Below are 14972 nucleotides of genomic sequence, written 5' to 3' on the forward strand. Positions count from 1 at the left end.
ACTCATTTTTGGGGTCGACTGGTTTTGACAGCAAGTCGAATTGGAAAGTAAGCACGTCGAGCATTGAGACCTTGCTCGTAAATATAAGATCTTACACTTTTACACGGCGAAAATAACTACGCTTTAGCTGCATAATCCGAATTATAGTAAGATTAAGCCACGTTCCTATCAGATAGGAAAGCTGGATTCTCCTTGAAAGCCTTGGTTTGTGGCGGTCAGTACAGGGGAACCGTAAAAATAGACCTAGATTATCACTAGCTTTGGGTGGTTTTCGAAATTAAGAAGCTAAGTAGTATGTGGCTGTTTCTGGCCCAGCATACTATCGAAAATCTAATCAGGAAATAAACGTGTAGAAAGCTCTTTAGTTGCTTGTTTGGACCCGGGTTCGATTCCCGGCGACTCCACTGGATGGGATGATTGGAAAATCATCCCTTTTTTTATTGTAAATCAACAAGCCTTTTTCCTGCATTAACAGGTGATTCCGAGACATTATCGGTATCATAGTAGGTGTTCGATAGACACCTTCCTCATAGTATAAATTGCTGTCGAACACCAATTTGACAAATTCTCTTTTTTGGATAATATTTGCATTGGTATATATAGATTTAAGATCTCCAAGCAAGTGTAATTTTTTATATAAAATTTTGAATGCGTTTGTTTCCACTTTGCTCAAACGCTCAATTGCATCTTTACATGAATGAATAGTACCGCTATAAGTAGCATACCATCTATCATAAGTGTCTTTTGTAATCTCATTTTTAATCCACTTTTCTTCTACTGAAAACATCTTTTCTTCAGTCTCTTCCCGCAAAAGTTTCTTTTGTTCTATTGTCAATTTATTAGATTTTAAATTTTCTTCTATGGCTAAAGTAGAAGACTGTTTTATTTCAGACAAAATATTTTCTGGTAAACTCATTAATTCAAATATTTCCGCCAGTTGTGTATGGGCTTTTGTTGCACTTATATTATTATGCTTTGAAATTTTACATTTATAATAATTAAAATATTTGCCAGATTTACCCCTTGATGGAGCACCTGTTAGTAGGTTTCCGCAATGACATCTTAAGATTCCTCGAAGTGGTAAATTTTCATCTAATATTACTCTAACTTTTTCAGGCCTTTTCATTTTACTTTGCACCAATTGCCAAGTAGTTTTATCAATAATAGCTTCGTGTATACCTGGAAAAATTCCGCCAGGATATTCTTTATATCCTTGAACTTGCAACATACCTGCATAGACAGGATTTGTAAGCACTCTTTCAACAGCCGTATTTCCTTTTGCCTTAAACCCTAACTTCAAAACTTGTTCTTTAATGATGTAAAGTGGTGTGTCATGTAGATAAGCATCGTACATAAATGTCACAACTTTTGCTTCTGCTTCTTCAATTATTAACTTTCGCCCTTTTCCTTCTCCAAATTTTATATACCCATAAGGAGCTTTAATCCCAATATAACGGCCTTCTTTCGCTCTAGCGGTGTAGAGTCCTCCCCTTATTTTAATACTCCTATTTATATTATCCTCTTCGGCAAGCAACAATTGTAATCCTGCTCTGAAAAAACTCCCTGGCGTATCGTAATCAAATGTTATTCCTTCCGTAACACTAACTACTTGAATATTATATTTTCTTTGAAGCATCTTAACCATACTCATTGCCTCACCAGCATCTCTACTAAACCTGTCCATTTGGTCGACCAAAAGATAGTCAACAGTTTTAAAATGCTTACTGATGAACTCTTGAAGTTTGATAAAATCCGGTCTATCAAATGTCTTAGCACTCCTCCCCCTATCAATAAAAGTATCAGTTAATTCAACATTATTAAATTTTAACCATTGATCCGTGTAAAGCTCTTGTCGTTCAATGGAACCATTACTTTGTCCTAACTGACTAAATCTTAAATATCTAATCGCTTTTTTCATTTAATTCTTTTAAAGTTATGGTAACAATAATTTCAATCAGCAAATTTATTAATTTCTGTTCATTTACTCTCTCCATATCATAGTTTAACACCTCTATTTGTGAGTCAATTGGGTTCTCGTCTTTCTCTTCCATCATTTACCTCCTTTTACCTTAATGAAAATAAATCTAATGAAAGGTTCAATCAATTGAATCAGAATGTCCCTCATTGGCTCTTTTTGTCTTTTATTGACACGACTATAAGTCGTGATAAAATACTTAGGTAGTGACAAAAGATTATGAAGAAGTTTACAACATTAATTATAATGAATGAATAATTACTCGTCAAACTACAAAATGGAATACATTTTAAACAAAAGAAAATTGATCTAATTTCTCTATGAACTACAAGTTATTCATGTATAACATTCTTTATACCCAAGTCTGTCAATTGGTAAAAAAGATAGTTTTTAAATATTAAACAAACTACAATCCCACAAAAAAGAACACTACTCCAAATTTTATAATGATTTCTTCAAAAATAAAAATTAGTCACACCAATTGGTAAAACTTGGTTAACAATCTTCTCCATACTTCTCAATTTTGTAAAGTAAAAAATAAATAATAGTGTAATTAAAATTATAAATATAAATGAAAGAGTTTGGAATCAATTAGACGAACCTATTAAACCATATTATTATGAATATTGACAAAATGGAATTTATAGCGTGGATGGAAAGAATTATGGGACGTTTTGATGTAATGGATGAACATATCAATGATATGAAAAAGCAAAGGAGTAGTATAGATGGTGAAGAATTACTTGACAATCAGGATTTGCTCCAAATGCTCAAAATAAGCAACCGTTCTCTTCAGCGTTATCGATCCATCGGAAAGCTATCTTATTATACAATAAGTGGAAAAATTTACTATAAATTATCTGACGTGCATCAATTTATCAGAGAGAGCTTTACGACGCCCATGACCAAAATGAAAGCCAATAAATGACAAGCAGTGCCATTCAGTGTCAACTAATTTAAAAGCTTAAAAGCTTAAACTATTTTAGAACTTTAAATTTTAAACTATGAGTGAAGTAACTATTGAAAAAGATCAAATACCTGAACAGCTATCAGATATATTTTTAGTATTTGATAAGGAAAAAATGAAGATTCAAGCAGTTAAAGGAATTGATGAAAATGGGAAATTAGAAACTATAGATGCCAACAAGAAAAATCAGAACCAATTTATGCGGGTAGATAAACACGGAGATTTATTTTCAAATTTCTTTACCAATTTTATTAGCCAGATAAAAAACCCTACTAATTTTTCATTCTTTAAAGTTCCAGAACCCATTGCTATTAATACAGCAAAGGAGATACAAAAAAAAGTAAAAAACCCCACTAGCAAAGGTGAAGAATTGATCAAGCAGTATGAGGTAAAAACTGAAACAACAAAAGATTATAAACAAGAAAATCAAAATAAAATGGCAACAACACAAACATTTTCGGAACCAAGCGAGTATCGCTTCAAACCAGAACAGATAGATTGGGAAACAATGTCCAATCTAGGACTAAGCAAAGAAAAGCTGGAAAAATTAAATCTATTAGAACCACTATTAAAAGGCTACAAGACCAATGAATTGGTTCCAATTAACCTTAACCTCGGCACAGCCATTACACGTATGGATGCACGTCTGTCGCTTCAATTAGGAGAAGATGGCAAGGTGGTTATGGCTATTCACGGTATCCGAAAAGAGCCTAATCTGAACTTTGAATTCTTCGGGCACAAATTTACTCAGGAAGACAAAAATAATTTGCTAACTACAGGTAATATGGGGCGTATCGTTGACTTAATTAATCCTAAAACAGGTGAGACTATCCCATCAATTGTTAGCTTAGATAGGCTGACTAACGAACTGGTCGCATTAAAAACAGATTTCATAAAAATTCCTGATGAAATCAAAGGTGTAAAACTAGATGATGCACAAAAGCAAACTTTAACGGAAGGCAAATCACTTGAGTTAGAAGGAATGATTTCCAAAAAAGGAACTGAATTTGGGGCAACTGTCCAATTCAATGCTGACAAACGTTATGTAGAGTTTTTGTTTGACAGAAGTAATTCCAAACAACAATCACAAGATAGCAAACAAAACACTCAGCAAGGAAAAAGCCAATCTCAAGAAGCTCCAAAAACATTCAGAGGTAAAGAACTGGCTGATGAACAACACCAAAAGTTCAAAGATGGACAAACTATTTATGTAAGCGGACTGGTAGATAAAAAAGGTAAGCAATACAATGGTTACATCAGTTTCAATAAGGAAACCAATAAAATCGATTTCTCATTCCAAAATCCGAATAAGTTGAAAGAGCAGGCAAAACCGATCGATGCCCATAAAACACAAACCGCCGTAAATTCAGATGGTAAAACCAACGAAGCAACGAAAAATATTAAAGAACCTTTTAAATCAGGTCAAAAATCACATGATAGCAAAAAGCAACAAGAAGAACAGGAAAAGCTACAAGCTCCTGCAAAATCAAAAGGTAGAAAAATGTAATCACAAAAAATGAAAAAATGAAAGTAATAATAGCGGAAAAACCAAGCGTAGCAAGGGAGATAGCCAGCTTGTTGGGAGCAAACGATAAAGAGGAAGGTTACCTTACAGGAAATGGCTATTGTGTAACTTGGGCGTTTGGACATTTAATTGCATTAGGAATGCCTGAAGATTATGGAATATCAGGTTTTCAAAAAAACTCTCTTCCTATACTTCCTAATCCTTTTTTATTGACCGTCCGTAAAGTGAAAAAAGATATAAAATATACCTCAGATACAGGTGCTTTAAAGCAACTGAAGATTATCAACGAGCTTTTTATCAAGTGTGATAGTATCATAGTAGCTACGGATGCAGGTCGCGAAGGTGAACTTATCTTTCGGTATATATACGAATACTTAAAATGCAATAAACCTTTTGAACGCCTATGGATAAGCTCACTAACTGAAAAAGCAATTAAACTAGGCTTTGATAACCTGAAAAACGGAAAAGAATTTGATGGGTTGTATCAATCGGCTCAAGGCAGAAGTCGTGCTGATTGGCTTTTAGGTATAAATGCTACACAGGCGTTGAGCATAGTTGCAGGGAATGGAGTTTATTCACTTGGGAGAGTGCAGACACCAACACTCGCCTTGATATGTAGGCGTTATCTTGACAACATGAATTTCAAGATAAAGAAATATTGGCAGATACAATTGTTACATAACAAAGAAATGACAGTTTTTAAGAGTATTTCCACAACCAAATGGAACGAAAAAAAGCTGGCAGATGATACATTGCGTACAATCGAAAGAAATGGAAATACTGCAACGGTTACTTCCATAGAATTTAAAAATGTAACAGAACAACCACCGTTGCTTTTTGACCTTACAGGTTTACAAAAAGAAGCCAATAAAAAACTAAATCTTTCCGCAGAAGAAACATTAAATATTGCACAAAGCCTTTACGAAAAGAAATTTATAACCTATCCACGTACTGGAAGTAAATATATTCCTGAAGATTTGTGGTCCGAAATCCCAGACTTAGTTAGGGCATTGCAAGACAGAGAAAATTGCAAAAAGGCTATAACCCGAGTAAAATGGGGACGTTTTAATAAACGTATCGTGAATGATTTGCGAGTAACTGACCATCACGGATTATTAATAACAGAAAAAATACCATCAGCTTTAAATGCAAAGGAAAATGCAGTTTATGATATGATTGCTTTTCGACTATTGGAAGCAATTTCCCAATCTTGCACCAAAGAGATTACAGATATTTTATTACAGGTTTTACATTATGAATTTACTTCAAAAGGCTGTAAGATAATTGAACCAGGTTGGCGTTTGATAAAAGGGAGTTTCACAGACGATGACACCGAACATTTGCAGGATTTACCTGCATTAAAGAATGAAGATGAACTTAAAATCAAAGAATCGACCGTTTTCGAAAAGAAAACTAAACCACCTATACTATACACAGAAGCTGGGCTTTTATCAGCTATGGAAACAGCTGGAAAAGAAATCGAAGATGCAAATGAACGTATAGCCCTGCAAAATATTGGCATTGGCACACCTGCAACACGGGCATCAATAATTGAGACACTATTTAGTCGAAATTATATCCAAAGGGAAAAGAAATCTTTAATACCAACAGAAAAAGGAATACTAGTTTATGAATTAGTCAAAGATAAAAAAATTGCTAATGTGGCAATGACTGCTGAATGGGAACTCGCATTACAGAAAATCGAAAATAACGAAGCAGATGCTAGAGCATTTCAAAGAAAAATAGAAACTTACACATCATCTATTACCAATGAATTGTTACAAACTTCAATTACTCAACCTAAATTGCCTAAACTAATTTGTCCGAAATGTAAAAACCAACAACTCATTATTCGTGACAAGATTGTCAAATGTCCAGATGAAGGGTGTAACTGGGTGCAGTTTCGAAATGTGTGTGGCAAACAAATAGGTATAGCCGATATTGAATCTCTTATTAGAGAAAACAAAACTTCACTTATTATAGGAATGGAAAGCAAAACCGGAAAAAAATTCGATGCTTATATCGTGTTGAATGAAGATTTTAAAACTTCTTTCGAATTTGTCAAAAATAAAATCAACAACAAGTGATGGATAATAAACCTCTTAGTTCAGCCGAAGAAATAAAAGACCTGATTTATACTCTACGTGGTAAACAAGTAATGCTGTATAGCGACCTCGCTCCAGTATTAAGGTCGGAAAAAAGAACCAAAACAAAGGAGTAAAATGAATATTAATAGGCTTAATGATTCTTTTTACTTTAAACATACTAAAGGACATTTTACTACCGGGTAGACGTAATTTGACATATAATTTGTCTGAACAAGGGTCAGCAATGGCTTCTGAAATACTTGGCTCAGATATTGCGATTAAAGTTAGTCTAGAAATTTTGGAAACCTTTTATAAAGATGCGGAGATACACTCTATAAATATGAATTAGTTTATTTCTGTGGTGCGAAGTTTGTTAAAAAACAATTAATGTATGTTTTAATTTGCTACATCGAAGCATTTGATAAGTGACAAAGTACTTAACGACAGGAACCTAATATAAGCTTTGTGTAATAAATTTAGATTTCCCAAATTCTTCTAACCATGAAGAAAATGAGAGTAGTTTTGGATTTAATATTCTTAAAGCTTCTAAATGTACAGATAAAAATGGTTCATAGGTAAACATTTCTATTAATTTACCAAATAAAGGATTTTGTGCGGTTAATTCTTCTAAAGAGAGTTGAACCAATTCCAAATTTATTCCTAAACTTGTTTGTAATGCATTCAAAATTTCTATTTCATCAATTTTATCACCCAGCAATTCTATAGTCTGACCAGCGTAATTATCTGGATTTTGAAAAATAATTCTAGCAAATATTCCTATATCTTCTGTTGAGATATAGGGAACTTTTTTACCTTGTGGCATAAAGTTGTATAATTTTCCTTCGGTTATGCCCGAGCTTGGCATTAAAAAATTTTCCATAAAAGTTGCTGGATGTAAAACGGTAGCTTTCAATCCACTTTTCCAAAGATGGTCTTCAATAGTATGTTTGAATCTAGGACGAAATGACTTATGTTTATCAGCCATAAAAACAGAACTATAAATAACAAACTTTATTTTTTTTTCTTTCATTAAATCTATAAAAGCAATTCCTAAATCAGCCTCTTTGTTATCTTCTTCTTCATTCATATCCCATACAGGTGGCAATATCATGTAAACTGCATCTACTTCATTTAATGTAGTTTTAAAAGTTTCAAAATTTAACAAATCACCTTCAATTAATTCTGCGCCTAATTTTGTCAGTTCTCTCGCTTTAGGTGAATTTTTATTTCTAATAAATGCTTTTACTTGAAATCCAAATTTTAACAATTCTTGAACAGTAGCGCCACCTCGTTGTCCAGTAGCGCCTGTTACTAAAATACTCTTGATCATTTTTTTAATATTGTATTAATTTAGAATTCATTACTTAACTTATTTCAATTGCAAATTCACTTAATGGGAGTCTTACTTTTTTTAAGTTGACCATGTAATCATTTTCTGCATCTCTATATCCCAAAGCAAGTAGCACGACACTTTTCAGTCCTTTTTCTTTTAACCCCAAAATGCTATCGAATTTCTCTGTATCAAAACCTTCCATTGGAGTAGAATCTACTTCTAAATTAGCGGCTGCAATTAAACCAGTACCCAAACCAATGTAAGCTTGTTTTGCCGACCAAGTAAAGTGTTCTTCATCAGTTCTGTGAAGAATTCCGCCCTTAATAGCCGTTTTAAAATCGACCAAATCATCTACAGACATATCTCTTTCATTTGCTACAAATTGAATATAGTTGTCTATCATTTCTTCTGTAACAGTTTCAAAAGCAGCAAACACCAAAAGATGTGAGGCTTCAATAATTTGAGCATTAAAAGAATCTTTTCCCAATTCTTTTCTCAATTCTTGATTTTCAATAACCAAGACTCGGTATGTTTGCATCCCTACAGAGGATGCAGATAAATTTATTGCTTCTATTATTTCATGTACTTTTTCATTTGATACTTTTTTTGTACTAAATTTTTTTGTGGCATATCGCCAATTCAACGCTTCTATTAATTTCATTATTTTATTTTTTTAAAATTATTGGTGCAAAATTACATTTAATTAGTTTATAAAAGTAACTTTGTGTCATAAAGTAATAGTGACAAAAGAGTAACTAAATGACAAACTATGGAAACAGAAGATAAATCGCCAATCAAAGAATGCGGAAAAGCAATATTGGCAATACACGATGCAATGGACATTTTAAGTGGAAAGTGGAAAATATCCATAATTGCTTGCCTTTGCTTTGATATAATGCGATATACTGATTTGCTTAATAAAGTAACAGGTATATCAGGTAAAATGCTTAGTCGAGAATTGAAAGAATTAGAAGTTAATGGACTGATAACAAGAACAGTACAAAATACACAACCTGTTACGGTGGAGTATGAAATAACAAAATATGGAGCAACATTAAAAAACGTCACACAAGTACTAGCAAATTGGGGAACGGAACATAGAAAAAAAATGAACAATAAAACTTAATAAATTGTAAAGGAAGAGACATTTCAATAAACGCACTTTTTGGAATAGTGTTAAAAATAACTTGTTAAATCATACTTATTATGATTATGGTTACATTACCATTACTGATTTTTAACTTATTTAAATAATGTATTATAAAATTTATGCTTTTATTAATCTACTATTTCACAACTGCAGCTTCCAACTCTACAATTAGTGTTTCACATAAAGCCACTACTTGAAGGAGAGTAACGGTTTGTTTCATTCCATGCTTTTGCAATAAAATCTTGAAATAAATCAAAACAGTTTTTAATAAATTCATCAGATGAAGTTGTATAAACAGTAAGTCTAACAATATTTTTAGGTTCACAACCTGCTTGAATTACAACCTTTTCCAAATTTTGTATCGCTAATTTAAGTTGGGTACGCATATCAGCATTACTAGAGGTTCCATCGCCATGAACAGCAGCTTGACTTGATACATATAACGCATTCTCTACAATTTTAACCTCCACAGCCTACACATAGCATAGTTTATCCTGCTATTGCCAGGGACTGAGTTCCCTCTTTTCCATTTGTCTTTCTTTTTTATTTTGCGCCATAAGTGCTGCTACAGGTAATAGTGCAAGTGCTATAATCTTAGTAAATCTTTTCATGCTCTCAGATTTAAATTAATAAAACAAAGTTCCTAAAAAGCTCTGTTTGCTTTTCGTGACATTTATCACAATTATTTTTTAAACAATTATTAAGAGTTACACAAAGGACTTGAGTATCTTCAAGAGCTTGGGTGCAATTGTTGCCGAATTTTGGTTGAAAAATGCATGAAAATCAACTTCCCACCAATCTTCCATTGCAAAACCTATCAAATGTTGTTTCCCTGTTTCATCTTCATATTCAAGTTTTACAATCCCGGAAAGCACCCAAAATAAATACGTCACCTTTTCGCCTTTTCTAATAAGAAAGTCACGTCTTTTGAAGTCCATTAATGAAAAATGTGGCATCAAATATTCGAACTCATCATTAATAAGTGTAATAATTTTTTCAAGGTGTGTTCTAAATAAATTGTCCATACTACACTATTTTTATAGTTGTTTTTCAATCTTAAACATTCTTTTATATTCAAAATTATTTCCATCGATTTTTCATAACTTTTAATTTCATCATCAATTTTTAGGTCAATAAAGTTAAGTTGCTCGCTGAGTTCGGCTAACAATTTTTGAGATTTTTGGGTTCAATCTAGTTGCATTCAAATTACATTATTCTTCTTATAAATTAATTGATTCAGTAAAATATATTACTTAAAAAATTGTCTATTTTTTTATTTATCCAACGTATTAAGAAAAAGTTTTTCATTTAGATCTACAGTTAGTTCTACTTGATTTTTTATGCTAATCGTATATAAATTCCCGCCTGTATTTTTAACTTTTTCGTCAGCAATTAGAACTGTTTGATCGTTTTTAAAACAAATAGCTTCTTTTTGAGAATTGCTATCTAAACTTATCGAACTGCTTTTTGAATTTGTAATTGAAGAATTATTGATACTAAAGTGCCATATCTTTGAGTGTGTTAACACTACAAAACTCTTTTGATTTGAAGCTATTGCGGCACTTGTAATAGCAAAGGATTTATGTTTTGAATCAGTATAAATTGTATCAATAAGTTCTGCATTGTGATTGCCTTTTTTGTTTGGGATTTTATACACTAAACTGCTACCGTCAAAATTTTTACCGTGATTTTTTGTGAATAAATAAAAATTATTTTCAAATTCAAAAAAAGCCTCACAATCAAAAAATAAGTTTTTTTTATTGGGTGGAAATTCCCTCTGTTCTGGATAATTAAAAGTGATTTTATATTCGTAATTGGCACTATTTTTATAAAGCTCAGTGTTATTAATTTTATAAATAGTTAAATCTTTTCTTTTGTTTTCATTATTTCCGAAATCACCTATGTATAAATTTCCTTTTTTATCAAAAGTCAAATCTTCCCAATCAATATTTTTTGCATTGAGAATGGTAATTTTTCTATTGCTATTTCCGAAAGTATCCAATACAACAATTTCATTTTTATTTCCACTGTCTTGAATGCAAAATAATTCTTTATCCCAAAAGCCCACTCCCGAAACTTCTTTGAGTGAATTGGGAAGTTTAACCGTGTTATTGCATTTCTCTGTTTTATTCCTATTTGTGCAACAAATAAAGAAAACTACGACAATTAATAAATTTATATATTTCATTGTACACTCTTTAAAATCCAAACCCTAAACTAAAGGCAAATCTTACACCATCTATTGAATTAAATACACCTAAATTAGCGGACAAGATCTCTGCACCATTTATAAATAATCCAGCTCCATAGGAATTATTCCATTTTTTAGAATTTTCTGTGTCTAACCAAATTCTCCCGTAATCAAAACCTGTATAAACACCATATCTGATTGGTAATAATCCTGTTTTTACTGTATTGAAGCTATATCGAATATCTGTGTTTTGGTATAATGACTGTTTCCCAGAAAAACGTTGGTTTCTGAAACCTCTTAAACCATCTGTTCCTCCAATAGACGCTGCTTGGTAGAATTCAAAATTGTTGTTGAAATTAATGTGACTTTTTATGTTAGTGGCTATTACCAATCTGCCAGTTGCATTTAATTTATGAGTAAAACTAATCTCAGGAATTAAATAAACAAAATTTATTTTATCATATTCTAAACTTGACTTATATCCAAGTTCGATTGTAGTAGACATTCCATTTGTTGGATAGGCTTTGTTATCGTAATTTTCAAAATGAAATTTAGTGTTTATACTTGCAAATTGATTGGCCTCGAAAATATAGGAAGGTAGTTCGGTATTATTTTCTACAAAACGGTTATTCGTTTCTTCTACTTCAATGGACTCGTATTTTAAACCTAAACTTAATCTACTTCCGCCATAAGCTTTCCAAACTAAAGAAGGAGCTAGACTTATTTCTCTTATTTTTACTCTATTATAATTTAAACTTAAATCATCATCGTTGTTACTGGTTTCATTTCCAAAACCAAAAAAATTTTGACTGAAATTTGGACTGTTAAATTTGGATTGTATAACTAAATTTGTGTTGCCAATTAAATTTGCAAATTCCGCTGAGTAATTTAGTTCATAACCATTTGTTGCAAAATAATAAGCTGCTAGTAACTTATGTTGGCTTGTAAATGGGTTTCTTTCAAAACCAAATATTGTGAACGTATTTGCTGCACCAATTTTCAGACCATCGTCGGGATTTGCTCCAATTATAGGTATTAGTTGATTGGTGTTGTTTTTAAGTTTTTTATAATCGTATACGTTTATATTATATTTATCTTGGAGCCTTACAGTTGCTTTTGAAGCATTTTCAAAATTATTTTTTTTAGATTTATAGTCGTAAATAATAATGTTTTCCCCATTTTCAACCATATACTCATCATTGTTTTGCCCTCCAATTAATCTTATTTTAATTTTTTTACTTTTTCCAATAACTTCAAAAGTATCAGTATCATCTAAACCATATATCCAAATTTCTTTAGTTAGAACAGGATAATACATTTTATTATGAAACTCGTCTTTGATAGTTTTGTCTTTTTTTCTGGCTATTTTTACTGAAACTTCTCCGTTTTCAAAAGCTTCAATTTTGATATAATCATCTTTGTTTGTTGCAGTAATTACTGCATATTTATTAATCAGTTTAAAATATCTGTCTGAAATTAATGGTAAGTTTTTGATTCTGCTTTTAAATAATTCTTTTAATTCTTCAATGGTTTTTTGGTTTACTTCCTTAGGTATATTGCTAAAGGCATCCTCAACAACTTTATCTGTCAAATTATTTTTAATAAAATTAACTTGTTCGTCCCAAATTTCTTTTGTTGAATTCTTTATGAGTGCCATATCTAAAGGATAAGGTTCTATATTGAATCCCTTTACATCTTTTAAGTCGGTATTATATTTTCTTAATAGTATTGCGGTTGGAATTAATTTTACGGCTGCACTAAGTATAAATCCATCTGACATTCTGGAAAATGCTTGATCTCTATCTCTCGGCAAAGGTTTGTAGATTGTCTTTTTCTCTTCTTGAAATTCTAGCCAGCGCCATTGGTCTTGATGTCTATCCCAATCGCCAATTAACATATCAAATAGCCGTGCTTTGATGTATTCTTTTTCATCAATTTTTGTAGATTCATCACTATGTATTTGTTTCATCATATCAATTGTACTCAAAATTTTACCCGTAAAATTTCCAGATCCCAATTCCAAATGTCCGTTAGAGGCATGCTCTTCAAATAAATATAACTCGTCTCCAAACTCGTTATTAAAATAGCCTAATGACTTTTGTTTGGGTATGTAATATAGTTTTGAATTTAAATGAGCTAAGTCAATTGCATTTGATAAGTTACCAGTTACAAAAGGAATATACGGATAAGAACCTGTAAAAACATGTTGAATTAAACTTTCAGAAAATGTATTTTCAAATTGTCCTCCTACGAATTGATTTTTAAATAAGGCTGCTTGAATGTATTGTGATGCTTGTTTTTTCATAGCTCTAATGACATAGCGTTTTCCATCCTTTGCCACTAACTGTAAAGTCTTAGATTGCGTACCACCTCCTTTTCTTGTTGGAGTTAAACCTCCAAAAAGCGTGTCAAGATAAACTACTTTTGCTGTTACTGGCACGCTGTAATCTTCTGAAAAACGTTTTCCCCAAAGAAAATTATAGGTTTTACTTTTTGTTGTTTCTTCAATTGTAAGTATTGATTTTTGCACGTATTCTTTTTCTACAATAGGATATTCTACTTTTTGTTTGATTGCATCTGGTTGGTAAATTTGAGTTTCAAATTCTGTTTTATTATCAATTGATGAAATAAATCGAACTCTTGAAGAACCATTTTTATAAATATCAAGTAGCGCAAAACCATTTTCGGCACAAGAAAACTGATTCTCATTTTTGCTCCGTGTTGCCGAAGTTTTAGATCCCGAACCACTTACAATTTGAGGAATATTATTTTGTATTAAGTATTGTAAATTGTGTTCATGACCCGAAATAAAAATTACTTTTTCATTTTGTTGTGAAGCAGCTACTATATTTTTTTTAAGTTCGTTGTAAAATTTGTTTGATAAATCAGCATTTGATATTCCACTTGTTGAACGAATTAAATTTTTAAGCGTTCCCAGTATTGGAAATGGTTTTAAATGATCTTTTAAAGCATATTGTCCACCGTGAGGTCCATTTGTAAACATGGGATGATGGATTGCCACTAATGTTGTTTTACCTCTTGCTTTTTTAATTTCACTACGAAACTCGTCTAGAAACAAATTTCGACTATTAAGTTCGCAATTATCATTAATTGTTGGATACTTATCCCAGTTGGTTATGTACCATTGCGAATCCACAATTATTAAAACAATATCATCACTAATATCAATTGTTTTTATTGGACAACCATCTTTAGGTAAAAAACTATTTTTTCCAAGTTCTTTTTCAATAAATTCTTGTTCTCTTTTTAATCCTTTATTGCCATCATTATACCAGTCATGATTTCCTGGAATAAAAATGGTTCTTCCTTTAAATTCTTTTACACTTTCAGTCTGAAGTTTCAATTGGTATTCAGCTAAGTTCCTCTTTGGAGTATCCTTTTCTGGTAGACCATTTGGATAAATATTATCGCCTAAAAAAAGTACTGTTGCAGTTTCATCACCTATACTTAAATATTTTTTTAACTGTTTTAGCGTTGTTTCACTGCTGCCTTGTTGAGCGTTTCCAGCATCACCTATTAAATAAAAACTATGCTCAATTTCATTTTCAGAATGAGGCACAGTATTGTTTAAAGCCTTTTTTTCTTGATGCTTACTTGATACACAGCTTGATAGAATCAATGGTAGAATGATTAGATATCTAAATTTTGGTATTAATTGTTTCATGATGATAGTGAATTAATAGAAAATTATTTTTAGTATGATTTTTAATAAATATGTTCAAC

12 protein-coding genes and 1 other RNA gene are annotated in these 14972 nt (G+C 31.6%); 5 read left to right on the forward strand and 8 right to left on the reverse strand.

All coding sequences use genetic code 11. The features are described from left to right. Positions 1–10 precede the first annotated feature (10 nt). Positions 11–407: a transfer-messenger RNA gene (ssrA, locus tag J3495_RS09665) on the forward strand. Here the strand turns inward: ssrA and J3495_RS09670 are convergent. Continuing rightward, on the reverse strand, positions 362–1918 hold the full coding sequence (locus J3495_RS09670) for a recombinase family protein (protein ID WP_210666350.1): 1557 nt from the start codon (positions 1916–1918) through the stop codon (positions 362–364). The genes ssrA and J3495_RS09670 overlap by 46 nt on opposite strands. After that, positions 1902–2054 carry a hypothetical protein gene (locus J3495_RS09675; RefSeq protein ID WP_210666351.1) on the reverse strand — a complete coding sequence of 51 codons (153 nt, stop codon included), beginning with the start codon at positions 2052–2054 and terminating at the stop codon, positions 1902–1904. The genes J3495_RS09670 and J3495_RS09675 overlap by 17 nt, the downstream gene beginning before the upstream one ends. A 540-nt stretch (positions 2055–2594) precedes the next feature. On the opposite strand from J3495_RS09675, the gene J3495_RS09680 reads away from it, so the two are divergent. The 3 genes from J3495_RS09680 to topB all read left to right on the forward strand — a co-directional run bounded on the left by J3495_RS09680 (position 2595) and on the right by topB (position 6554). After that, positions 2595–2903 carry a helix-turn-helix domain-containing protein gene (locus tag J3495_RS09680; protein ID WP_210666352.1) on the forward strand — a complete coding sequence of 103 codons (309 nt, stop codon included), beginning with the start codon at positions 2595–2597 and terminating at the stop codon, positions 2901–2903. Positions 2904–2979: 76 nt separating this feature from the next. After that, a complete protein-coding gene (locus J3495_RS09685; RefSeq protein ID WP_210666353.1) occupies positions 2980–4449 on the forward strand; it encodes a DUF3945 domain-containing protein in 1470 nt (489 codons plus the stop codon). A 17-nt stretch (positions 4450–4466) separates the two neighbouring features. Next, positions 4467–6554 (forward strand): type IA DNA topoisomerase, encoded by a 2088-nt coding sequence (gene topB, locus J3495_RS09690; RefSeq protein WP_210666354.1) that lies wholly within the window; start codon positions 4467–4469, stop codon positions 6552–6554. Positions 6555–7005: 451 nt separating this feature from the next. Here the strand turns inward: topB and J3495_RS09695 are convergent, their stop codons facing one another. Then, positions 7006–7884 (reverse strand): NmrA/HSCARG family protein, encoded by an 879-nt coding sequence (locus tag J3495_RS09695; RefSeq protein WP_210666355.1) that lies wholly within the window; start codon positions 7882–7884, stop codon positions 7006–7008. A 34-nt stretch (positions 7885–7918) separates the two neighbouring features. Continuing rightward, complete coding sequence (locus tag J3495_RS09700; protein WP_210666356.1) at positions 7919–8548, reverse strand: NAD(P)H-dependent oxidoreductase; 630 nt, start codon at positions 8546–8548, stop codon at positions 7919–7921. Positions 8549–8656: 108 nt separating this feature from the next. Between J3495_RS09700 and J3495_RS09705 the strand changes: the two genes are divergently transcribed. Then, positions 8657–9013, forward strand: a complete 357-nt coding sequence (locus J3495_RS09705) for a winged helix-turn-helix transcriptional regulator (RefSeq protein ID WP_210666357.1) — start codon at positions 8657–8659, stop codon at positions 9011–9013. A gap of 200 nt (positions 9014–9213) precedes the next feature. On the opposite strand, the gene J3495_RS09710 is transcribed toward J3495_RS09705, so the two are convergent. The 4 genes from J3495_RS09710 to J3495_RS09725 all read right to left on the reverse strand — a co-directional run bounded on the left by J3495_RS09710 (position 9214) and on the right by J3495_RS09725 (position 14913). Next, positions 9214–9507 (reverse strand): RidA family protein, encoded by a 294-nt coding sequence (locus J3495_RS09710; protein ID WP_317192633.1) that lies wholly within the window; start codon positions 9505–9507, stop codon positions 9214–9216. A gap of 237 nt (positions 9508–9744) precedes the next feature. Next, positions 9745–10062: a Crp/Fnr family transcriptional regulator gene (locus J3495_RS09715; RefSeq protein WP_210666358.1), complete on the reverse strand. Its 318-nt coding sequence runs from the start codon at positions 10060–10062 to the stop codon at positions 9745–9747. A 248-nt stretch (positions 10063–10310) separates the two neighbouring features. Further along, entirely contained in the window at positions 10311–11225 is a 915-nt protein-coding gene (locus J3495_RS09720; RefSeq protein ID WP_236025433.1) for a hypothetical protein, read from the reverse strand. 10 nt (positions 11226–11235) lie between these two features. Then, positions 11236–14913 (reverse strand): metallophosphoesterase, encoded by a 3678-nt coding sequence (locus tag J3495_RS09725; protein ID WP_210666359.1) that lies wholly within the window; start codon positions 14911–14913, stop codon positions 11236–11238. Positions 14914–14972: the final 59 nt, after the last annotated feature.

This window comes from Flavobacterium geliluteum (assembly GCF_017948595.1).
In the GTDB taxonomy this organism is placed as follows: domain Bacteria; phylum Bacteroidota; class Bacteroidia; order Flavobacteriales; family Flavobacteriaceae; genus Flavobacterium; species Flavobacterium flavipigmentatum.

Excerpts from the sequence above, each read along its gene's own strand:
- J3495_RS09720 (WP_236025433.1), bottom strand. The coding sequence starts at position 11,225 with ATGAAATATATAAATTTATTAATTGTCGTAGTTTTCTTTATTTGTTGC.
- J3495_RS09695 (WP_210666355.1), bottom strand. The coding sequence starts at position 7,884 with ATGATCAAGAGTATTTTAGTAACAGGCGCTACTGGACAACGAGGTGGC.
- J3495_RS09675 (WP_210666351.1), bottom strand. The coding sequence starts at position 2,054 with ATGATGGAAGAGAAAGACGAGAACCCAATTGACTCACAAATAGAGGTG.
- J3495_RS09680 (WP_210666352.1), top strand. The coding sequence starts at position 2,595 with ATGAATATTGACAAAATGGAATTTATAGCGTGGATGGAAAGAATTATG.
- J3495_RS09685 (WP_210666353.1), top strand. The coding sequence starts at position 2,980 with ATGAGTGAAGTAACTATTGAAAAAGATCAAATACCTGAACAGCTATCA.
- J3495_RS09725 (WP_210666359.1), bottom strand. The coding sequence starts at position 14,913 with ATGAAACAATTAATACCAAAATTTAGATATCTAATCATTCTACCATTG.
- J3495_RS09705 (WP_210666357.1), top strand. The coding sequence starts at position 8,657 with ATGGAAACAGAAGATAAATCGCCAATCAAAGAATGCGGAAAAGCAATA.
- J3495_RS09670 (WP_210666350.1), bottom strand. The coding sequence starts at position 1,918 with ATGAAAAAAGCGATTAGATATTTAAGATTTAGTCAGTTAGGACAAAGT.
- topB (WP_210666354.1), top strand. The coding sequence starts at position 4,467 with ATGAAAGTAATAATAGCGGAAAAACCAAGCGTAGCAAGGGAGATAGCC.
- J3495_RS09700 (WP_210666356.1), bottom strand. The coding sequence starts at position 8,548 with ATGAAATTAATAGAAGCGTTGAATTGGCGATATGCCACAAAAAAATTT.
- J3495_RS09715 (WP_210666358.1), bottom strand. The coding sequence starts at position 10,062 with ATGGACAATTTATTTAGAACACACCTTGAAAAAATTATTACACTTATT.